This is a genomic window from Oceanobacter sp. 1_MG-2023, assembly GCF_030689025.1.
Taxonomy (GTDB): Bacteria; Pseudomonadota; Gammaproteobacteria; order Pseudomonadales; family Oceanobacteraceae; genus Oceanobacter.
The window spans coordinates 16,371-37,932 of record NZ_JAUYWA010000004.1 but is presented as its reverse complement, the minus strand read 5'-3'; the positions used below and the strand labels follow the sequence as shown (position 1 = coordinate 37,932).

Annotated in this window: 17 protein-coding genes; 12 read left to right on the top strand and 5 right to left on the bottom strand. The window is 53.7% G+C overall.

Annotated elements, in window-relative coordinates:
* Positions 1–81: 81 nt before the first annotated feature.
* The 5 genes from Q8W22_RS04170 to Q8W22_RS04150 all read right to left on the bottom strand — a co-directional run bounded on the left by Q8W22_RS04170 (position 82) and on the right by Q8W22_RS04150 (position 6,310).
* The gene (locus Q8W22_RS04170) at positions 82–2,157 is read right to left on the bottom strand and encodes a TonB-dependent siderophore receptor (protein ID WP_305451689.1); all 2,076 of its coding nucleotides are present in this window, start codon (positions 2,155–2,157) and stop codon (positions 82–84) included.
* Positions 2,158–2,303: 146 nt separating this feature from the next.
* Positions 2,304–3,767: a deoxyribodipyrimidine photo-lyase gene (phrB, locus tag Q8W22_RS04165; RefSeq protein WP_305451688.1), complete on the bottom strand. Its 1,464-nt coding sequence runs from the start codon at positions 3,765–3,767 to the stop codon at positions 2,304–2,306.
* Complete coding sequence (locus Q8W22_RS04160) at positions 3,760–4,656, bottom strand: MerR family transcriptional regulator (protein WP_305451687.1); 897 nt, start codon at positions 4,654–4,656, stop codon at positions 3,760–3,762. The genes phrB and Q8W22_RS04160 overlap by 8 nt, the downstream gene beginning before the upstream one ends.
* The gene (locus Q8W22_RS04155; protein WP_305451686.1) at positions 4,653–5,630 is read right to left on the bottom strand and encodes a DUF523 and DUF1722 domain-containing protein; all 978 of its coding nucleotides are present in this window, start codon (positions 5,628–5,630) and stop codon (positions 4,653–4,655) included. The genes Q8W22_RS04160 and Q8W22_RS04155 overlap by 4 nt, the downstream gene beginning before the upstream one ends.
* A gap of 290 nt (positions 5,631–5,920) precedes the next feature.
* Positions 5,921–6,310, bottom strand: a complete 390-nt coding sequence (locus tag Q8W22_RS04150) for a sirohydrochlorin chelatase (protein ID WP_303432092.1) — start codon at positions 6,308–6,310, stop codon at positions 5,921–5,923.
* A 601-nt stretch (positions 6,311–6,911) separates the two neighbouring features.
* On the opposite strand from Q8W22_RS04150, the gene Q8W22_RS04145 reads away from it, so the two are divergent.
* From Q8W22_RS04145 to Q8W22_RS04090, 12 genes are all read left to right on the top strand, one after another.
* A complete protein-coding gene (locus Q8W22_RS04145; protein ID WP_305451685.1) occupies positions 6,912–7,841 on the top strand; it encodes a TIGR01777 family oxidoreductase in 930 nt (309 codons plus the stop codon).
* Between the two features lie 141 nt (positions 7,842–7,982).
* A complete protein-coding gene (locus Q8W22_RS04140) occupies positions 7,983–8,312 on the top strand; it encodes a hypothetical protein (RefSeq protein WP_303432088.1) in 330 nt (109 codons plus the stop codon).
* Positions 8,313–8,477: 165 nt separating this feature from the next.
* The gene (locus Q8W22_RS04135; RefSeq protein WP_303432292.1) at positions 8,478–9,956 is read left to right on the top strand and encodes an FMN-binding glutamate synthase family protein; all 1,479 of its coding nucleotides are present in this window, start codon (positions 8,478–8,480) and stop codon (positions 9,954–9,956) included.
* Between the two features lie 480 nt (positions 9,957–10,436).
* Positions 10,437–11,804 carry a V-type ATP synthase subunit B gene (locus Q8W22_RS04130; RefSeq protein ID WP_305414541.1) on the top strand — a complete coding sequence of 456 codons (1,368 nt, stop codon included), beginning with the start codon at positions 10,437–10,439 and terminating at the stop codon, positions 11,802–11,804.
* A gap of 1 nt (position 11,805) precedes the next feature.
* Positions 11,806–12,411: a V-type ATP synthase subunit D gene (locus Q8W22_RS04125; RefSeq protein ID WP_305451684.1), complete on the top strand. Its 606-nt coding sequence runs from the start codon at positions 11,806–11,808 to the stop codon at positions 12,409–12,411.
* The gene (locus Q8W22_RS04120) at positions 12,408–14,264 is read left to right on the top strand and encodes a V-type ATP synthase subunit I (protein ID WP_305451683.1); all 1,857 of its coding nucleotides are present in this window, start codon (positions 12,408–12,410) and stop codon (positions 14,262–14,264) included. Before Q8W22_RS04125 ends, Q8W22_RS04120 begins: the two co-directional genes overlap by 4 nt.
* Positions 14,257–14,715 carry an ATP synthase subunit C gene (locus Q8W22_RS04115; protein ID WP_303432081.1) on the top strand — a complete coding sequence of 153 codons (459 nt, stop codon included), beginning with the start codon at positions 14,257–14,259 and terminating at the stop codon, positions 14,713–14,715. Before Q8W22_RS04120 ends, Q8W22_RS04115 begins: the two co-directional genes overlap by 8 nt.
* Positions 14,716–14,772: 57 nt before the next feature.
* The gene (locus Q8W22_RS04110) at positions 14,773–15,462 is read left to right on the top strand and encodes an HrpE/YscL family type III secretion apparatus protein (RefSeq protein WP_303432080.1); all 690 of its coding nucleotides are present in this window, start codon (positions 14,773–14,775) and stop codon (positions 15,460–15,462) included.
* Positions 15,463–15,490: 28 nt separating this feature from the next.
* Positions 15,491–16,273 (top strand): hypothetical protein, encoded by a 783-nt coding sequence (locus Q8W22_RS04105; protein ID WP_303432079.1) that lies wholly within the window; start codon positions 15,491–15,493, stop codon positions 16,271–16,273.
* Positions 16,270–18,165: a V-type ATP synthase subunit A gene (locus Q8W22_RS04100; RefSeq protein ID WP_303432078.1), complete on the top strand. Its 1,896-nt coding sequence runs from the start codon at positions 16,270–16,272 to the stop codon at positions 18,163–18,165. Before Q8W22_RS04105 ends, Q8W22_RS04100 begins: the two co-directional genes overlap by 4 nt.
* A gap of 945 nt (positions 18,166–19,110) precedes the next feature.
* Positions 19,111–20,571: a circularly permuted type 2 ATP-grasp protein gene (locus Q8W22_RS04095; RefSeq protein WP_303432076.1), complete on the top strand. Its 1,461-nt coding sequence runs from the start codon at positions 19,111–19,113 to the stop codon at positions 20,569–20,571.
* Positions 20,571–21,506 carry an alpha-E domain-containing protein gene (locus Q8W22_RS04090; protein ID WP_303432075.1) on the top strand — a complete coding sequence of 312 codons (936 nt, stop codon included), beginning with the start codon at positions 20,571–20,573 and terminating at the stop codon, positions 21,504–21,506. Before Q8W22_RS04095 ends, Q8W22_RS04090 begins: the two co-directional genes overlap by 1 nt.
* Positions 21,507–21,562 lie beyond the last annotated feature (56 nt).

Below are 21,562 nucleotides of genomic sequence, written 5' to 3'. Positions count from 1 at the left end.
GGTAGATTAAAAATATCTATTGTTCTTTATTTTGGTGTATATATCCATGCGTTATTGGTTATGTTAAGACATTGTTCTTATCTATAGGCGTATTTTGACGCCCAGAGAAACAATGGTTGGCAAGTCAGTCACGTCTTCCCGCTCGCTGTAATCAGCATTTTTGTAGCGATAGTCAGTGACATTATTACGGCCATACAGGTTGAGAATTTCACCGTACAGGGTCATTTCCCAGTGGCTGTAAAAGAAGTTGCGATCGGCCCGGACATCCAGGGCGTGATAAGCCGGTAAACGTTCGGAGTTCAGTGCGCCATAAATCGGATTGTATAGCTCCGGGTCATTGGCGTCTTGTTCTGCCCCAATAATCGGTGTCACCAGTTGACCGGATTGGTAGCGCCATTTGAAGCCCAGGGACAATACATCGCTGTAATCATAGCTGGCGACCAGATTGACGATTAAGGGCTGATCATAGCTGTAGCGGAAATCTTCATTGGTCAGCTCATTGGTGCGGCGGGTACGGGACCAGGCAACGGAAGCCCAGCCGTACCACTGTTCACTCAGGTCCTTGTTGATAAACAGTTCCATGCCCCAGGCCTCGCCACTGGCATCGTTGGTGTAACGGGGCAGGTCGAGATATTCCTCATCCGACAGATCAGGGTAAACCGTTTGCTGGTTGGCCCGGGCAATTACCAGCCGCTGCATGGTTTTGTAGTAGCCTTCGAGGCGGATCAGCAGATCATCCCGTAGCTCATGTTCAATGCCGGTTTCGTAGTGGGTTGCCGTTTCCAGTTTGAGATCGGGATTACCAAAGTTTTTGGCGTATTGGCCAAAGTTGTCGGGGAAGTTGTGGTAGCGGCCATAGGCGGCTGTCAGATTCCAGCCGGGAGCAACCTGCCATTCAGTGCTCAGTTTGGGTTCAATAAACAGCTCGTCAGTATAGTCTTCCTGAGCCACCAGCACGCCGGGGGTTATGGTCCAGTTGTCTGTGGCTTGCCAGCTGTCGGCAACGTTGAGGTTGACGCTGGTGATAACGATATTTTCATGGAGGGTGACCGTTTCTTCGCCATCAACAAGGCGGCAGTCCGGGTTGTACTCGTCGCAGGGTGGGCCGGAATAGCTGCCTTTGATAGAGGCGTGGGATTCGGACAGCTCAGCTCCCCAGTGTAAATAGTGATTTATGCCTAGCGGTTGGGAAAACTGGCTGCGCAGTATGTAGTCATTGGTTTTGACGTCAACAAAATTTCCCTGGCCGATAGTGAGCTGGAATTTCTCCTCCAGTTGGGAAAGGCCGCTCTGGTGTTGCAGGCCATTGCCATAAAACTTGTCCCAGACAATCGCCTGGCTGTTGAAGTAGCGTTCAGAGCTGATGCCACCCTCCAGACCCGGGTCTTGCGCCAGCTCGTCAGAATCTTCGTCGAATTTGAGACCAGCCTTGTCCCGTGAGCCAATGACCTGAACCACCAGGCTTTCTGTAAGACTGGGCTGATATTCATACTTGCCCTGATAGTCGTAATATTCGGGCAAGGTCGTAAACTGGAAATCTTCATCGTCCAGCAAGGCGTCGATATAGTACTGGAACAGGCTCTGCCGGCCCGATAAATAAAAGCCCTGTTCACTGTTGATAGGCTGTTCGATAAAAAGCCCGGCCTTGAGCAGGCTGACATCGATGACCGCCTGGGGAGTGGCAAAATCCGGAGAACGTGAGCTGGCATCAATCACCGCGGCGGTCGAACCATTGTATTCTGGCCCGAAGGCGGCGGCTTCGAGAATAAAACCATCAATGACGTTGTCGTTGAGAATGCTCGACGAGTCGCTATGAAAGATATAACCAACCGGGAAAAAATCGATGTAATAAGCGTTGTCATCCGGTGACGAGCCACGCACTGCGGGGGCGGATTCCCGGCCACCGCTGAAGACAACACCGGGCAGGCTTTCGATGGCTTGCAGTGGATCATTACCCGCACCCGGGACGCGCAACAATTTGCGCGGACTGACCGATGTTATCGGTTCGGTGACCCCCAGTACCTCGACCACCTCAATATCAGGATCATCAGCCAGAGAGGGCTCTGAGAATTCGTCTTGTGTTGCCGCGACCACAAGAGGAGAGGCAAACATTGTCGCGACGAATGGCAGAAGTCGGGATGAAGAAAGCGCTTTCATGACGGCGTCCTGTGTCCATGGAAGGTGCATTGATAGGGCGGTCAATGACATTGATGGTGGAGCTAATAATAGCGTTAATCAATATCAACTTACTGCTAGTGAGTGAAGTATCTGTGACATGAGTGGTTCTCTTTTGACCACTTCCGTCATTCCATTTCTGTCTGCATGATCTTGAGTGACTTGAAAGCTTGCAGGGCACGCTGACGGGCAAAGGCGTGGTCGACGATCGCTGCCGGGTAACCACATTGCTGGCGTTCGAGGGTATTGGGCTGATGGCGGCGGGCGGCGGGCAGTGCGGCCAGCTCCGGTAAATAACGCACCAAGAACTGGCCGCTGGCATCAAACCGTTGCGATTGGGTGGTGGGGTTAAAAATACGAAAATAAGGCACCCCGTCAGCACCGGTGGAAGCACTCCACTGCCAGCCACCGTTGTTGGAGGCAAAATCCGCATCCACCAGATGACGATTAAAAAAAGCCTCGCCGCGACGCCAGTCGATCAGCAGGTGTTTGGTCAGAAACATGGCGCTGACCATACGCAAGCGGTTATGCATCCAGCCGCTGGCGAGTAATTGTTTTTGGGCAGCATCCACCAATGGATAGCCAGTACGGCCCTCGCACCAGGCCTGGAAGTCGGCCTCCGCATCGCGCCATGGCAGCTGTTCTGTGTCTGCCTTGAACGCCTTGTGTTGACACAGCCGGGGGAAGGCGACCAGCAAATGGCGGTAAAACTCACGCCAGGTCAGTTCGTTGATCCAGCTGTCCAGACCGGCCTGTCCTCCTGCCAGCAAGCCATTGTTCATCTGACTGGCAGCAAACAGGCATTGACGGGGCGACAGCAAACCGAGTGCAAGGGCAACGGATAATTGGCTGGTGGCATCCAGTGCTGGCAGGTCTCGTTGCTGGTGGTAAAGCCGGCCTTGCTGCTGCAGGAAGTCCTCCAGTGCATCATGTGCACTGGCTTCGTCGTCAAACCAGAGAGCGTCCGGGGAGCAATCAGTGTCAACCAGCCCATGGCGCAGTGAGAGACTTGGGCGGGTATGTGTTGGCAAGGCATCTGGGCAGGGCAGCGGGGTAAGCTGCGCGCCTTCGGCCCGGGCTAGCCAGGCTTTGCGGAACGGGCTGTAGACCTTGAAAGGTGAGCCGCTTTTGGTGGCCAGGTCGCCGGGAGGAATCAGGCACTGGTCATGAAAACGATGAACCGAAATCTGGTGTTGCCTGGCCCAGCGCTCCCAGTGGCGATCACGGTTGCTTTCGTTAACTTCGTATTCGTTGTTGAAGCTGACGTGACGAATATCCAGCTCAGTTACCAGCTGTTGCAGTTGCTGCAGGCTATGACTGAAGGTATCCGCCTGTAATACCAGCAGTTCGACACCCAGCCTGGCCAGTGATTGTTTGAGGTTATGTACCGCGTTCTGTATCAGGCGGATTTTACGTTGCCCGAGGCCGTGTTGTTGCCATTGCCGTGGTGTGACGAAGTACAGCGCCAGTACGGATGCTGATTCATCGGCGTTACTGGCCGCTCTCATGGCATGGTGCAGCGCCGGGTTGTCATGTACGCGCAGATCGGTTCGAAACCAGACCAGATGGCGGATTGGGTGGTCGTTATGCATTGGTTGCCCTGCCGGTGTTCAGTACATAGTGCTGTATCTGTCGTGGTAATGGCGTTCGTAAACGCTGCATATTGGGTCGGCCACCCTCATGGTTGGGTGGTGTGCCGGTAATAATGTTGCTGCGTTCGGTGTGAGAGAGGTAGCGCTGCCAGCGTGTCTGTTGGTCGGTCGTGGTCGCGATAAAATGAATCCAGATCTGTCTGGCTTCCAGAACGGAGGCGGCCAGGCATAGATCATTGGGGGTGAGGTTCGGACCAAGGTATTCGACCCGGAGGCCGACAGCCCCAATGGCGCAGGCTCGTACCAATACGTCCAGTTCACCGCTGGGGTGATTGGTCGCCATTAACAGAGTGGGGCTGCTGGCCCGGCGCTGTTGCTGATAAAACAGGCAGTTCAGCTTGCGCTGTAGCAGATATTCCATGGTGTGTAGCAGCATGGGATCGTCCAGCTTGCTACCGGCACGTAACTGCTGCCGCAGGGGTGCCAGGCAATGCTGGTAATACAGTGCAATCGGATAGGTCGAGAATGCCTTGCACCAGAGCGCATCGAGACGTTTGAGGTCAAGTGCCATCAGGCTGTCGATCACGCCTTGTTGCTGTTGCTGCCAGTGATCCGGGTTGCCAGCTGAGCCATGTCCTTCGATATGTTCATGATGGCCAAGCAGCAACAAGCTGATCTGGCGTATCGGGTAGCCCTGTTCCAGCCAATAGAGGATACGCCGGACATGACGGACGTGTTCTTCACTGAAAAAGCGATGGCCTTGTTCGCTACGAAAGGGATGAATCAGGCCATAGCGTCGCTCCCAGGCCCGCAAGGTTGCCGGGTTAACCCCTGTGCAACGGGCAAACTCCCGGATCGGGTAGCTACCCTGAGGAATCGACGAGCTCACAGGGTGTTCCTCAATCCCATTTCATACGGATGTGGATTGAGGTAGACCTGCTGGCGAGCGTAAGCGTTGACTGTTTTGTCGTGATTAAGGTGATGCTTCAGCAACATCAAGGGCACCACCAGAGGGACAATGCCCTGGCGATATTGTTGAATAACTTCCGTCAGTTCCGCCTTGTCTGCTGGTGTGATCAGACGTTTCAGGTAGCCCTGCAAATGCATCAGGGTATTGGTGTGCATTTTACGGCTGGCGGGGGTGGCCAGAGCCGTCATTAACTGGGTGAAATACTCGTTGGCAATATCGTCCAGTGATGCATGGTGCAGGTCGGCCAGCAGTTTTCCCATGGACTTGTAATGCACCAGGCTGTGGGCCATCACCAGATATTTGTAGCGACTGTGAAAATCGATCAGTTTGGTGGCCGTCATACCGGCTGCACGGCAGGTTTGCCATTCCTGATAGGCAAATACCCGCACCATAAAATTTTCTCGCAAGGCATCATCGTTCAGTCTTCCAGCTTCTTCCATAGGCAGTAGCGGGTGACGTCGCCGGAATTCCCGTGCAAATACGCCGGTGGTGGTACCTTCGGGGTGGCCGTTGGTGAGATAGCGCTTGACGCCAAACAGGCCACAACTTGGACTTTTTTGCATCAGAATAAAGCCACTCAGATCGTTCATCTCCAGGGCTTGTTGCTGCGCATACTGTTTAAGTGGTTCAGTGACGTCCTGTTCTGCGTCGGCACTGGCCAAGGCACGTACGGTTGTATCATGGCTGTTGTCACTGACCAGGCGAATAGGCTTTCTCGGGGTACCCAGACCAATTGCGACCTCCGGGCAGACCGGCACAAACTCTGCGTATTGGCTTAATACATCGGTGCAGAAACGTGACTGTTTGTGGCCGCCGTTAAACCGTACCGGCTGACCAAGAAGACAAGCGCTGATGCCAATTTTGAGAGTGGCAGTTTGCTGGGTATTATTCATTTGTATAACCTTTGTTAAGGTTTTTTGTATAGATTTTATTTTGAGGTGATTGCCGCACTGTTGTCAATAGAAGTTATGCAATTATGGTTATTTGCATAGGTTTTTGTATAAGTATTGGTATGCAAGAGACAAAATGACATAACGCACAGCCTGACTGTCAGGCGGATTCTGGCGGGGCGGCAGCAAAGGCAAAAGGCAGGGAGTCGTAAGGAGTTCAGGGGCAAACTCAGGGGCTGGTATCGAAATACCATGGCCCTGAATGGAAGGTGTTCTACATCAAGCCGGGCTATTTATTCTCCCATTAGTTTTCGCACCACTACATTGCTGATGGCGGTGGCGACTTCTGGCTCGAGGCCGACTGGGGGATGAAGGGTCAGCTTGACCAGATGTTGTCGTTGCAAGGCTTCTATTTGCTCTGGCACATCCTGACGCAAGTGGCGGCCAGCAGCAAAAAACAACGGCAATATATCAATGTGAGTGACGCCGTCATTGGACAGGGTAGCAATCATATTCTCGAGGGAAGGTTCAGCCAGCTCCATATAGGCCAGCTGTATCTGATTGGATTTGGCCATGCCTGCGCAAATATTCCCTGTCAGCTGTTCAAAAGGCTTGAGCCAGTTTGGATCGCTACTTCCGTGCGCCAATAAAATAGTGGCGTGGTTATTAGATCGGGTTTGCATAATGCAACCTCCTGATTGATAGCGAAATTCAATACAGACCATGTCCATAGAGCAAGGCCTTGTCGACGGCTCTGTCGCTTGGCCAAGCATCTTCTATATCCGCAGAATGTAACCAGTTTCTGCAGATTGCCAGAATTAGTTGCCGGTGAATGTGAAAATACTGTTTCAGTTTCTTTTCAGGAATGGCATATCACTGGTAGTGAACGATTAACTCATTGTGAACAAGCACCGCCGTACATTGTACCGACTGCTCCGGGCTAAGGTGTCGGTGGCGGTGCTGGTTTATCTTATGCCATATCGGTCATGGGGAACGGCGATGTCATTTGTGAGGTGGTCGTCAAATACGCATGGCTGTCTGTGAGCAATTCCCCAGAGAGGGCGAATCTTTCAGCAATGCTGTGTGGTTGCTGTCATTCTGGATGGAGTCCGCCCATGTCAGCATCATCTCTGTTTATGCCAGCAACAATAATCATGCTGGGACTGGTGTTGTTTGGCTGTTTTTTGCATCCGCTTTTGATTTTGTCCTTGGATATACTATTGTATAAGTATTGTATATATAAATGTACTTGCTGATCACAAGGCAATTTCTCCGGAGTGAAGTATGAGCAAACGTATACTGATAACGGGTGGTAGTGGATTTATAGGCTCTCGCCTGGTGAACGGATGGCTCGCGGAAGGCTATGAGATTGCCGTATTGACCCGACGCCCTGACTGGGTGGTTAAACGATGGGCTGGTCGCGTGATGGCGGTGAATGATTTGTATCAGTTGGTTGGGCCCTTTGACTGGCTTGTCAATCTGGCGGGAGAAGGGATTGCCGACCAGCGCTGGAGCCACTCGCGCAAGCAGGCGTTGCGCGAGAGTCGCATCGGTGTGACCAATCGTCTGGCCGAGTGGGCAATACAAACCGGTCGGCGCTTTGATGTTGTGGCCAGTGGCTCAGCGATCGGGGTCTATGGTGCCCTGAGCGGAACTGCCGCCCAGCAGACCGTGGCTGAAACCAGCCCGGCAGGCGAAGATTTTGCCGCTCAGCTGTGTGCCGATTGGGAACAGGCTGCGCACCCTTTGTTTGCCTTGTCGCGGCGGTCGCTGATCTTGCGGACCGGTGTGGTGCTGGGAGAGCAGGGGGGCATGCTAAAGCGTTTGTGGACGCCATTTTCTCTGGGGCTGGGAGGACGTATTGGCTCCGGCGAACAGTATTTGTCCTGGATTCATATTGAGGATTATCTGGCAGCACTGAACCATCTGCTGGCCTCGGAGGCAGAGGGGATTGTTAATATGACGGCGCCAGAGGCGGTGACAAACCGTGATTTTACCCGTGTGCTGGCGACTTGCCTGAAGCGTCCGGCACTGTTGCCCATGCCCGCAGCCGTGGCGCGTATCGTGTTTGGTGAGATGGCGGACCTGCTGCTCAAGGGGCAGCGAGTATTGCCTCTTCAGCTGCAGGAGCAGGCGTTTTCGTATCGGTACACTACACTATCTGAAGCATTGGCCAGTATTGGCCGTAATTGGACCCACTATCGTCAAGTCTAGAGGTTGACCGTGTTTGTGCCATGCCCGGATGCCCGGAATGACGTCAGTGAGTGTGATCCATTGGTATCCGCTTCGTTGTTTTGGCCAGGTTGGCACCGACACGTTTATTGGCCGCTGGTCAGCATTGACGCAGGATATATCATGAGTACAAGCCGCCAAACCATGGAACCTTACCTGTATGAATTTGGTCAGGAATACCGTATCAGCTACATCAATTTCTTGCGTGCCGGTGAGTTGACCGATGCGCGGCTGTTATTGGCGCTGGAACGCGGTTGTGAGCGCCACTCCTTTGTTTTCTCGTTGCCCTTGTTTAATGACATAGAGAAGAGCCTGGTGGCCTGTCGCAGCCTGTATATTGCCGCCATCAAACATTCTCCCTTGTCCCCGTCTCAAGTAGAAGTGGGAGATGCTGAAGGTAAATTCGTTTATTTCACGGCCCATGCCGTTAGAGACATCACGCCCACCGCCTGACCTGAATTGCCCTGCCTGTTTTATCTCCAGAACAGTCTGATGGAACGATCATGGCTTTTTTCAGTCGTGCCATCAGGTTAGTCTAGCCTCCTTTCGAACCATGTACCGAGGCTGGATGTGACCGAGACCCTGTTTGAGCTTGCTGCATATAGTGTATTAACCCTGATGGGCCTGTTGGCGTTATTAGCGTTGCTGCTGGGCGCCTGGGTGATCTACGCCTGGGTGGTGGATGTGCGACAGACGCAGCACACAGTCCGGCGTAATTTCCCCGTGATTGGACGTTTCCGCTACTTGTTTGAACACCTGGGTGAGTTCTTTCGGCAATACTTTTTTGCCATGGATCGCGAGGAGATGCCGTTTAACCGGGCGGATCGTACCTGGGTATATCGCGCCGCCAAACAGGAAAGTACCACCATCGCCTTTGGTTCTACCCGTCGTCTGGATGTGCCGGGCACCGTTATCTTTGTCAACAGCCCGTTTCCGGCATTGAAGCAGGATTTTGCCAGCTCAGGCCCCTTGACCATTGGTGAGCATTGCCGCAGCCCCTATACCACCAGCTCACTGGTGAATATCTCGGGCATGAGTTTTGGTGCGCTGTCGAGTGTGGCAGTTACCGCCTTGTCCCGTGGCGCTGCCATGGCAGGTAGCTGGATGAATACCGGTGAAGGCGGTTTGTCTCCGTATCATCTGGAAGGCGGCTGTGATCTGGTGTTCCAGATCGGCACGGCCAAGTACGGTGTGCGGGATGAACGTGGCATGCTGGACGATACCAAGTTGAAGGCCATCGCCGAGCACTCACAGGTACGCATGTTTGAAATCAAGCTCAGTCAGGGGGCCAAGCCAGGCAAGGGGGGTATCTTGCCGGCTACCAAGGTGAATGAAGAGATTGCCCGTATTCGTCATATTCCCCTGCACGAAGCCTCAATCAGCCCCAATGGCCACCCGGAAATCCGCTCGGTTGATGACTTGCTCGATATGATCGGTCATGTGCGGGCGGTGACTGGCAAGCCGGTGGGCTTCAAGGTCGTACTGGGAGATATTGGCTGGATTCGGGACTTGTGTCGTGCCATCCAGTTGCGCGGCAAACAATCTGCGCCGGATTTTATCACTCTGGATGGTGCCGAAGGTGGCACGGGAGCGGCACCCCAGTCGCTGATGGATTATATGGGGCTGCCTTTGAATCAGTCCTTGCCCATGCTGGTGGACACGCTGGATGAATTTCACTTGCGACCACGTATCCGGGTGATTGCTTCGGGCAAACTGATTACCCCGGACCGGGTCGCCTGGGCGTTATGTGTGGGCGCTGATTTTGTGGTGTCGGCCCGAGGCTTTATGTTTGCTCTGGGCTGTATCCAGGCGTTGCAATGCAATAAAAACACTTGTCCCACTGGCATCACTACTCACAACAAGCATTTGCAGAGTGGTTTGGTACCTTCGGACAAGGCCGTCCGGGTACAGCACTTTGTCGAGAGTCTGGTACAGGAAGTCGGGGTTATCGCCCATTCCTGTGGTGTTGATGAACCGCGTGGCCTGAGTCGTCGACACGCCCGTATTGTGCAACCGGATGGTGAGGCTCGCTGTATGACGGATATTTATCAGCCCGTCTCTTTTCATCCGGGTAATGACCTGATGCCGGAAGACTGAGCCCCCGATCTGTCTGCTCGCTGTTACTTGCCGGTTCGATAACCAGCTCCCTATGGTCTGGTTATCGAAGGGCGAGTTGAGTGAAGTGCTCTTTACCGGTGTTGGGATAGGGAAAATGCCATTGGCAGGGAAAGTGACATTTTGTTGATTTATATCACCTTGAGATTGTAATGATCGTCAAAAATCGCAGTCATATGGCGCAATATGTTGAACCTCGTCGCAGTGGTACCGCGACGAAGTGACGGCTGCCTTGTGATATAGCCAGCCAGGGTCGGGCGACTCTCTGGTGCGGGTGACGTACCGTATTACCGCATGAAATACCGTGACACTTCCGTGAAAGCAGTTTAATCCTGAGCGGGGTCAAGGTGATGTGTTTCAGGCCCGTCATGATGATGTCCCCAGAGATATTGTCCTGGTGACAACTATATCTGTTGGTAATACATACCCGCCCCTTGGTGGGCAGGGTTCAGGAGGTTGGAAATGGGTTCAGACAGTACGTCCTATCGTTCGATTGTTGCGATTGTGGGGGATCTGGTGCGGTTGCGCGTTGCAACCCCTGAATCAGGTAAATCAACCCGGGTGCGGCTGGATGACCTGGCCGTACTGGTCAGTGGGGATGGCACCACCCGCCGTCTGGCGCAAGTGATCGACATCCGCGATGAGCAAGTCTCGATGCAGGTGTTTGATGGCACCAAAGGGCTGGCGACCGATGCCAGTGTGCAATTCCTGGGTCATCCGATGCAGGTGACTTACTCCGCCAATATTCTCGGGCGTATCTTTGATGGTCGCGGCAAGCCGATGGATCATGGCCCGGCGCTCGATTTTGACAGCCAGGTCGAGATCGGCGGACCAACCGTCAACCCGATGCGACGGGTGCTGGCATCCCGCATGATTCGTACGGGTGTTCCCATGATCGACCTGTTTAATTGCCTGGTCGAGAGTCAAAAAATTCCTGTTTTTTCCGTTTCTGGAGAACCATACAACGCCTTTCTTGGCCGTATTGGTACGCAGGCCGACGCCGACATTATCGTGTTTGGTGGTATGGGGTTGGGGTTTGACGACTTTTATTCATTCCGCCAGACCTTTGAAGATCAGGGTTCTTTTGCCCGTACCGTTATGTTTGTTAACCAGGCCTCGGATTCGATCGTCGAACGCTTGTTGGTGCCGGATATGGCGCTGGCTGTAGCGGAACGTTTTGCGGTGGAAGAAGGCAAACGGGTATTGGTGCTGCTGACCGATATGACCGCCTACGCCGATGCCCTGAAAGAAATCGGTATCGCCAATGAGCGGGTCCCCTCGAACCGTGGCTATATGGGGGATCTGTACTCACAGCTGGCCCGTCGCTACGAAAAAGCCTGTGATTATGCCAAGGGTGGATCGGTCACGATTCTTGCGGTTACAACCATGCCTGGCAACGACGTCAGTCACCCGGTACCGGATAACACAGGTTATATCACCGAAGGACAATTCTATTTGCACGATGGCCAGCTGGATCCGTTTGGTTCCTTGTCGCGCCTGAAACAGCTGGTGATCGGCAAACAAACCAGGGAAGACCACAGCCAGGTGATGAATACCATGATCCGGCTTTACTCCGGCGCCGTCGAAGCCGAACAGAAACAGGCCATGGCCTTTGATCTCAGTGATTACGATCAGCAGCTACTGCAATACGGGCAACTGTTCCGTCAGCATTTTATGTCTCTGGATGTGTCGATGCCGCTGGAACAGGCGCTGGACAAGGGGTGGCAGCTGATGGCGCAATGTTTCCGTGCCGAGCAATTGCTGATGAAGCCCGAACTGATCGACAAGTATTACCCGACCGAGATGGCGGGCAGCCTGGAGACGGTCTGATATGGCACGTTTGCTGTTGTCGAAGGCCACCTTGTCGGCCCAGCGGCAAAAGCTGGCGGCTTACCAGCGCTTTTTACCGGCACTGGATATGAAACGCCAGCAGCTGCAAGGAGCCATCAAACAGGTGGAAGTGCAGCAGCAGGAGCTGGTACAGCAACGGCAGCAACTGGCACAACGTATTGGCGAGCAGATGCCGATGCTGGCGGTTACCTCAATCGATTTAAAGGGATTATGCACCGTGCGGAGTTTACAGCTGCGGCGACGTAACATCGTCGGTGTCTGGATCAACGAGCTGGAGGCAATTGACTTTGATCTGGCCATTATCCCCCTGATGGCAAAACCGCACTGGGTTGCACCTCTGCAACAATGGTTACAGGAAGGCATGACTCTGGACGTCAAACACCAGTTGTTGCAGCAGCAACACCGCGTGATGGCGGCGGCTCTGCGCAAGGTGACCCAGCGGGTAAATCTGTTCGACAAGGTACTGATACCCGAGACCCGATCCAATATCCGCCGTATTGGTATCTATCTGGACGACAAGGACAGGGAGTCGGTAGTGACATCGAAAATAGCTAAAAACAAACGTCAGGCTGCGGGTGGATCATGACAATCGTCGCGTTAAAAAAAGTGGCCATCGCCGGGCGTGAAAAAGACAAGGAAGCGGTCATTGCCCGTTTGCAGGCATTTGGTCAGCTGCATCTGATTGATGGCCATGAGAGCGGCGAGGAAGTGCCGGAAGGGGTTCGTCATTTGAATCAGGCGATCCGTTTTCTGGAGCAAGGGGAAAGTCGCCGGCGGCCGTTAAAAAAATTTACCGGTTTTCATTTGCAACCGGTCGTTAATGAAGCCATTGACGTACAGCACCAGCTGCGGCAACTGGAAGACCAGCGTGACGAAGTCCAGGCCCGGATACAGCGGATGCTGCCCTGGGGTGAGTTTCATTTCCCCGACGACGCGTGGGTTAACCATGTACGGCTGTGGTTTTATTGCTTGCCTGTGAACAAGCGCAGCTGGCTGGATCGGCTCTACAAGGCCGGAGCGGCAATCCGGCTTCCTGACCAGAGCCAGAGTCCGGATGATATTCATTGGGGCATCCCCTGGCAGCTGGTCGGCCGTGACAGCCGCCATCTTTATGTTGTCCTGTTATCTGCAACGGAACCACCATCGGCCTGCATGCCTGTGCCCCGGGAACATTTGGGTTCACGTACCCTGGAGCAGCTGACCGAAGCGTTGGAAACCATTGAGCAATCGCTCGATTCTCTGCAATCGCGACGGGAAGAATTAACCCGTTATCTGTTGTTGCTCAAACGTCATCAGGCAAGGACGCACAATCACACACTCTGGCGTCAGGTGGTGGATCGATTGTCCTCGGATGGCCAGGTGTTTACGCTGCTGGCCTGGGTGCCGGTATCTTCCTTGCCGGCGTTATCAACCCTGGCTCGGGAAACCGGTTTTGCCTTTGTTGCCAGTGACCCTGCCGCTGATGAATCTCCCCCTACCTTGCTGAAGCCGCTGGCGGGTTTTGCTGCTGGCGGGTTGCTGACCCGTTTTTACCAGTTACCGGCCTACCGTTCCTGGGATCCTTCCGTGCACCTGTATCTGTCGTTTATGGTCTTTTTTGCCATGATTCTGTCGGATGCTGGTTATGCCCTGGCATTGGGCGGGTTATTGGCGTTGCGCTGGAAAGCGATGGGTAAGAGTGAAACCGGTCGCGGTCTCCGCCAGCTGTTTTTGTCTCTGGTCGGGGCCGCGCTGGTATGGGGTGTTATGGCGGGCGAGTACTTCGGGGTGGAGCTGGCGGACGATAACTGGCTGACCAGTCTGGTGGTCATGGATATCGAGGATTACAACACCATGATGAAGGTATCGATCCTGACCGGGGTTGTGCATCTGCTGCTGGCGAATGCCAGCCTGGCCTGGCATCGCCGCCATGAACACTGGTTTGTGGTTAGCCGGGCGGGCTGGGCCGGGGTCGTACTACTGGGCTGCTGGGCCGGTTTTATTGGTATTTCGGCCACAGTAGTGGTGTTGGCGGTTGTCGCGGTGCTGGCCATTATGGTGGGTTCTGGCTGGGCCAGGCCGATATCAGCCTCTGCCAGTCCGCTGCAACGAGGCGTACAGCGGCTATTGCGCGGGTTGATGGTGTTGCCGGGCCTGAGTCAGCTGTTTGGCGATGTGCTCAGTTATATGCGCCTGTTTGCGTTGGGGCTGGCGTCGGTATCACTGGCGCTGACATTTAATCAGCTGGCAGTACAGGTGATGGCTACCGAAGGTGGGCTGGCCTTGCTTGGTGGGGTGCTGATCTTGCTGTTGGGGCACGTAGTGAATATTGCTTTGGGAGTGATGAGTGGTGTTGTACACGGCCTGAGGCTGAATTTTATTGAATTTTACAACTGGGGCGAGCCGGGTGAAGGTTACGCTTTCCAGCCGTTTCAATTAAAGGAGTTGGAAGATGAATGAGCTGGTCATAAGCCTGGGCTGGATTGGAATGTTTTCTCCCATTGCACTGGGCTGTATGGGCAGTGTGATTGGCTGTGGTCTGGCTGGTCAGGCTGCCATTGGTGCCATGCTGGATACAGACAGTGGCCATGGGCGTTTTATCGGTTTGTCGGTGTTGCCGTCGTCGTTTGTGATTTATGGCATCGTCTTGCTGTTTACCTTGCAACGAGAGGTCGGTATTGAAAACGCTGCCGGGTTGTTTGGTATCGGACTATTATCCGGGCTGTCTTTGATGGTCGCCGGGATCTGGCAAGGACGAGCGTGTGCCGCTGCGATCAGTGCTTCAAAAGAGAAGCCGGAGATTTTTGGTATGTCGATTGCTCCGGCGGCCGTGGTTGAAGGTTTCGGTGTGTTTGTCTTTATTTTTGCGCTGGTGCTGTCGGGCGGTATTCCTGCTCTGGCGGCTCAGTAACAGGCTGATGGATGTTTATCTGTTGTTTGATAAACGGGTAAACGCAGGAGGAATTGGATGAAACAATCAGGCAGTGACGTCGTTTCCGCCGGGATTGACGAGCTGGTTAGCCGTTTGCGTCAGGATGGCGTTGAGGCGGGGGAAACAGAAGCCGAGGCAATTCTGGCCGATGCCCGCCAACAGGCCGCGGCCTTGTTGGCTGATGCTCGCCAACAAGCCGACAAGCTGATTGCCGAGGCGAAAGAAGACGCCCGTCGTGAGCAGCAGGCCGCCAGTGAAGCCATGCAAATCGCCTTTCGGGATCTGGTTCTGGATATGAAATCCATGCTGGAGCAGCGTTTTTCAGCGGATGTTTCGCGCCTGGTGCGCCAGCAACTGGATCAGCCGCAACTGCTGGCCAAGCTGATACGGGCCGCCGCAGGACGGCTACTGGAGCAGGCCGAATTACCCGCCGAGAGTGAGCTGGATCTGCTGTTACCACCGCAGATACTGGCGCTGGATGATATTCGGCGATCACCGGAGTCCGCCATGCAAGGGCCGCTGGCCGATCTGGCTTTTGCGTTACAGATCGACATGCTGCGTGATGGTGTGACCCTGGCCGCCGGTTCGGCTGATCACCATGGTATTACGCTGGTACTGCGTGACGAGAAAATTGAAGTGGATCTCAGTGACCGGGCCATTGCCGGGTTGTTATTGGGTTATTTACAACCCAGATTTCGCGCTATTCTTGATGGCATTATTCGTTAGTTGTTGGTTGTTTGCACTAGGGGTCTGAATGGACTGGCGTGATCGCTACACCCTGTTGATGTCGAGTTTACCGGCCCATGAGCGCTGGGGAAGCCGCCATCAGACACCGCTTTCCCGCTTGAAACTGGAGCGCCGATTGCGACTGTTAAGTCAGCCGGATGCTGACCTGCTGGCACGTATTGAATCCTTGCTGCAATGGCGTGAACTTCCCATTACCAGCGATAACCAGCAACTGGTATTGCGGCAACGAAAACTGCTTGAGACGTTGCGGCATGACGATACCCGCCCGAGGGCCGAAGCAACGGCTCTGCTGGCGTTGATTCAGCAGCGGCTGGATGTCCGGACGCTGGTTGCCGCACTGTGGCGACGGGAGTATCAGCAGGACAACGATCCACCGCCATCCGGCCTTTGGAGTGTGAGTCGTTATCGTCAGACCATAGAGCAGTACTGGCATGAGCCAACGTTCCGACTGGAGGTCGCCCAGCCCTGGTTGCCACAAGCGCTGACCTGTATCCGCTCTCATCAACCCTGGGAGCTGGAGCAGATGTTATTGCAGCATAACTGGATCCTGACCGGGCGCTACCTGTTGCCTGGAGACAACAGTCTGGTGGCTGTCGTGGCGTATGTCCTCAAATGGGACATGCTGGATCGTCGTATCGGTTATGACGCTACCCAGGCCCAGGCCCGTTTCAGTGACTGGGTGGCGGTGGACATTGCTGCGGTAACAGCCGTTGAGCCAGGCCCTCTTGACCCCAAAGCCAGTAGCAACTTTACCCAATCATCGACCATGGCCAGTGGAGCACCGTTATGACGATGGAGACAGCCGCAGAAAAGGCGGACTCAGGTCAGCAAGCAACAGCACGTATTGTCGCAGTACAGGATGATCTGGTGACAATAGAAAGCATCGAAACCGTCGCCGGGTCTGGAGACTATCGGCCATTGTCCAAAAATGAAGTGGTGTTTGTCTTGCCCGGCCGCCTGACCGCAGATGGCAGACAGGAATGGCTGAAAGCCGAAGTCCTGAGGATTCATGGCCGCCGGGCCGACGCGCAAGTTTACGAAAGCACCCGGGGTGTTGGTATCGGTGATCCGGTACTACAAACCGGAGAACTGTTGTCGGCTGAACTGGGTCCAGGTCTGCTGGGTATGGTCTACGACGGCTTGCAAAACCCGCTGGAGCAACTGGCGGCCAACTACGGCACTTTTTTGCCGCGGGGTGTGGATATTCGCGGTCTGGATCAGGCTCGACGCTGGTCCTTCAAGCCGCTGATCAAGGAAGGCGAGAAAGTCCGGGCGAGTGATATTGCCGGCGTGGTGGCAGAAGGACGGTTTGAGCACAAGATTATGGTGCCGTTTGACTGGCCAGGAGAATGGCAGCTGGATTGGATTCTGGAGGGCAGCTTCAGTGTTGCCGATCCGGTTGCCCGCCTGACGCCACTGTCGGCTGAAGGAGTGGCTGACCCGCATCGCAGTCGTAACCTGACCCTGAGTCAGCGCTGGCCGATTCGACTGCCGATTTCTCGTCGATTGATGGCGCTGGGAGAGGCGGAACGTCTCTATCCGAGCCAGCCGTTGTCGACCACCATTCGTCTGGTAGATACCTTTTTCCCCCTGGCCAAAGGTGGTACTGGTTGTATTCCTGGGCCATTTGGCGCAGGGAAGACCGTGCTGCAAGGGCTGATTTCCCGCTACTCCGATGTGGATATTGTGATCGTGGTGGCTTGTGGTGAGCGGGCCGGTGAGGTGGTTGAAACCATTCAGGAATTTCCCGGTATGACGGACCCCAAAACCGGCGGCAGCCTGATGGATAGAACCATTATTCTCTGCAATACCTCATCGATGCCGGTGGCTGCCCGGGAAGCCTCTATTTATATGGGTATCACTCTGGCGGAGTATTACCAGAGCATGGGTTATGACGTCTTGCTGATCGCCGATTCGACGTCGCGCTGGGCCCAGGCAATGCGGGAAACTTCCGGCCGGCTGGAAGAAATTCCAGGTGAGGAAGCCTTTCCGGCTTATCTGGACTCTTCGATTCGCAATATTTATGAGCGCGCTGGGGTGATTCGTCGTACCGATGGCGTTGAAGGTACCTTTACCATGGTAGGGACCGTCTCACCGGCTGGTGGTAACTTTGAAGAGCCAGTGACCCAATCCACGCTGGGGACGGTCAAAACCTTTCTGGGGCTGTCTGCGGATCGGGCTTATCGGCGCTTTTATCCCGCGGTTGACCCGTTGATTTCCTGGTCGCGTTACCTTAAACAGTTACAGCCCTGGTTTGATACCCATTTATCCCCGGGTTGGACGCGGCGGGTCGAAGTGTTGTCGGAACTGCTGGTACGAGGTGATGAAGTCAGCCGCATGATGCAGGTGACTGGTGAAGAGGGGGTAACGCTGGACGACTTTATCGTGCAACAGAAAGCGCTGCTGCTGGATATGGTGTATTTGCAGCAGGATGCCTTCGATGATGTGGATGTGTCGGTGCCGATGGATCGTCAGCAACGGTTGTTTGAATTGATGGAAGCCGTAGCGGCTCATCAGCCGCAGATGGATGCGGATTCCGACTCACAAAGGAAAGCTGCGGTACGCACTTTCTACACACGCCTGACCGGCCTGTTCAAGAACCTCAACTACGCCGTGGACGGCTCTGGTGAATACAATCGTTTGCTGGAGACGATAACTGACCTGTTGGGGGCACCTGTTTAATCCTTACTCCGGGCTATTGGATGGTTTCGAATCACGAAGCCGACTTGCAGGCCTGACGGGTCAAGCCAAAAGTCGGGACGCCGAGTCGAGATCATTCGGTAGCCCCCGGCACCCTCTGTTTGAAATACGCCCCAGAGCGGAGAATAACCGGTCTGTTTTGCTGGGCTAATGCGCATAAAGATGTATAGCGCTCTGGTTGTTATTATGTTTTTGCTATTGGCGGCTTGTTATTTTAATGGCCTGCCATGATCTGTTCAGAATTAAACAGAATGAGATTGCGGAAAGATTATCAGGAAAAGTTATTGATATGGATTGGCCATTTCTTGCCATTGTTTATTGGTACCGTGTTTTTATCAGATCGTGCTGTTATTGATTATTCGTGCTGATAATTCACTAATCTCTCTTGTAGGAGAAGACTGCCCATATCAAGGATATTGAGACTGATCAAATAATAAACGTCTGTCAAAAAATAAGTCTGTGACGATAGTCTGAGCTGACAAAGACCAGGCCTGCTGTATGAAATGATGGTGTGAAGACTGCTCTGCCCTGAGCCATAGGGGCAACAGCTCGCTGTGTTTCTGGGCGGTGTTGACGGATGCTCACGGGTTCAAAAGATTACCTTCAGATCCGGCTGGTTAATAAATCTGGCCCTATCTTGCAGCATGGGTGTTTCTCTATGAGGCGGGTTTTGGCGGATTAATTGATATGCTGCACATTAATGGTGCGCGAGGGCGCTAAAAGTCTGGAATTGGTGCCTTTGTAGCAAGGGTTAATTGCGGTTGCCTGATATGGTGTATGATGCGCCAGAATGGCCTCTGTGGCGGCTTGCAGTCATGCATGGGTAATGGTTTACTTTGAGCACTTTGTAGTCTTTTCAGAGTGACCCAGTGCTTGCCAGCCTGGCGTCAATTCCTCATTAACCTGATGGCAAATTTCAGGAGCTGTATGTCTATCGAGTGGAAGGATTACGCACCGGGCGAGTTCTACGATGAACTTTTCAGCGCACCCGGATGCGCGCGTGAACCTGCTGAAGCACTTATTTCCTATCTGGAATCATTCTCGGATGAAGATGTGAATTCGCGCAAAATTGCGGCCGAATCGACCATTAAGGAAATGGGTGTTTCATTTACGGTATACACAGAAGGTGGGAATATCGACCGGGCCTGGCCCTTTGATATTCTTCCCCGGGTAATTTCAAAGAATCAATGGGATAAGACGGCCGCCGGTCTGAAACAGCGTTTGCGGGCATTAAACCTCTTTATTGATGATTTGTACCACGATCAGAAGATTCTCAAAGATGGTGTGGTACCGGAATTTATACTTAAACAGTCGGTCAATTATCGCAAGGAATGCGAAGGCATCAGCCCTCGTTTTGGTGTGTGGGCCCATATTTGTGGCACCGATCTGGTGCGTGACGGGGATGGCCAGTTTTATGTGCTGGAAGATAACCTGCGCGTACCATCGGGCGTATCCTATATGCTGGAAAACCGCTCCATCATGAAGCGGGTTATTCCGGAAGTATTTGAAAAAGTCAGCATTGCTCCTGTGGGCGATTACCCTGAGCACTTGTTTGAGACCCTGGCCGCCCTGTCACCACGTGAAGTCGAAAAACCGGTCGTTGTGGTTCTGACGCCAGGGATTTACAACTCCGCGTATTTTGAACACGCCTTTCTGGCACAGCGCATGGGTGCCGAGCTGGTTGAAGGCAGTGACCTGATGGTGACTGAAGACGACTGCGTCTACATGAAAACCATCGCCGGTCTGGAACGGGTCGACGTGATCTATCGCCGTATCGATGATTTGTTCCTCGATCCGGAAGTGTTCCACCCCGATTCAACGCTGGGTGTTCCTGGTCTGATGCGTGCCTGGCGTGCCGGTAATGTCGCCTTGGCGAATGCACCGGGCGCCGGTGTGGCGGATGACAAGGTGGTGTATGCCTTTGTTCCAGCTATCATCAAGTATTATCTGGGTGAAGAGCCATTGATTCCCAATGTGGAAACCTTTTTGTGTTATGACGATGTCCAGCGTCAGCACGTGTTGGAGAACCTCGACAAACTGGTGGTTAAACCCGCCAATGAGTCCGGTGGTTATGGCATGTTGATTGGGCCACATTCCACCAAGAAAGAGCGCGAAACCTTTGCCGATCTGATCAAGGCCAACCCGCGTAACTACATTGCCCAGCCAACGCTGGCCTTGTCGACCTCACCAACACTGGTGGGCAAAAACAAGGTTGAACCCCGTCACCTGGATCTGCGGCCGTTTGTACTGCAGTCCCGCGACAGCTATGTCACTACCGGTGGCTTGACCCGGGTTGCCATGAAAAAAGGTTCTCTGGTGGTTAATTCTTCTCAGGGTGGCGGCAGCAAGGACACCTGGATTGTCGATACAGGAACAGGAATCGAATAATGCTATCGAAAGTTGCAGAACGTATTTACTGGTCCGCTCGCTATCTGGAGCGGGTTGAAAGCACAGCGCGACTGCTGAGCATTTATGACAAGCTGTTGTTTGACATGCCTCGGCGGGTCAATCTGGGCTGGTACAATCTTATTGTGATCAACAGCCTGGAAGACGACTACAATAGTCGGTATTCCGTTCGTGATGAGCGTAATGTGGTGAAGTTCCTGCTGGGTGATGACACCAACCCTTGTTCGATAGTGAATTCTTTGCGAGCGATTCGTGAGAATATCCGTACGACACGGGATGTGATTCCAGCGGAAGCCTGGGAACTGGTCAACGAGCTGAGCATGTTTGTGCAAGAGAATCTGTCTCTTGGCATTAACCGTAGTATGCGTCACGAGTTCCTGGAGAGCATCATCAAGTCCTGCCAGCAAATTGTTGGCTTGCTGTACGTCAATATGACCCGGGACGAAGGCTGGGACATGTTGTTGATGGGGCAAAACCTGGAACGGGCAGACATGACCTCCCGTAATCTGGATGCTGCTATTGCTGCGATCCATCAGGTGGCTGATGATGAATACGCCGTTAACAGTCGTCAGATTATCTGGGGTAATGTGCTGCGCTCATTAAATGCCGACCAGCCGTTCCGCCGTACCATGCGCTCAGCCATCAAGGGAACGCCGGTGGTCACGTTTCTGTTGGGCGATGAGCAGTTTCCCCGGTCCATTGCATTTTGTTTGAAAAAAATCGTGGCAAGCTCGGATTGTTTGCCGAAAGGTGAGGGTGTGATTGCTCGCACCCGACTGATTTGTGACGAAGTGGCGGCGGACCTGGAAGCTGAAGAATTTAATGTCGCTTTCCGTGAAGATCTGAATGAACTGCAATTGTCACTGGCAGATGTTCATGACCTGATACAAAAAACCTGGTTCCTGTCGGATCAATAGCGAAGTCCCAACCGGCATCAGGGATGAAAATGAAATGCTGGTCTGGCGATGCCGGC